Source organism: Janthinobacterium violaceinigrum, from assembly GCF_009208555.1.
In the GTDB taxonomy this organism is placed as follows: domain Bacteria; phylum Pseudomonadota; class Gammaproteobacteria; order Burkholderiales; family Burkholderiaceae_D; genus Janthinobacterium; species Janthinobacterium violaceinigrum.
Genome location: NZ_WFLI01000126.1, coordinates 1 through 321 on the forward strand (window position 1 = coordinate 1; position 321 = coordinate 321).

Below are 321 nucleotides of genomic sequence, written 5' to 3' on the forward strand. Positions count from 1 at the left end.
CGAGACCAGGACGTTGATAGGCTGGGTGTGGAAGTGCAGTAATGCATTAAGCTAACCAGTACTAATTGCCCGTACGGCTTGTCCCTATAACCTTAGCAGGTACAGAGGATAAGACGGTACAACGTTGTGAGTTTGTTGATACCATTCATTACCCCAATCTTTGCTTCTTCCAGATTCAGGCTTTGTCGTCCTACAGGAGACAAACGCCAGTACAAGTTATGCCTGATGACCATAGCAAGTTGGTCCCACCCCTTCCCATCCCGAACAGGACCGTGAAACAACTTTGCGCCGATGATAGTGCTGCAACCAGTGTGAAAGTAG

At 48.3% G+C, this 321-nt stretch carries 2 rRNA genes; both read left to right on the plus strand.

Annotated elements, in window-relative coordinates:
• Positions 1 to 86, plus strand: a 23S ribosomal RNA gene (locus tag GCN75_RS28920); the annotation flags it as partial.
• Between the two features lie 135 nt (positions 87 to 221).
• Positions 222 to 321: ribosomal RNA gene (gene rrf, locus GCN75_RS28925) — 5S ribosomal RNA — on the plus strand; the annotation flags it as partial.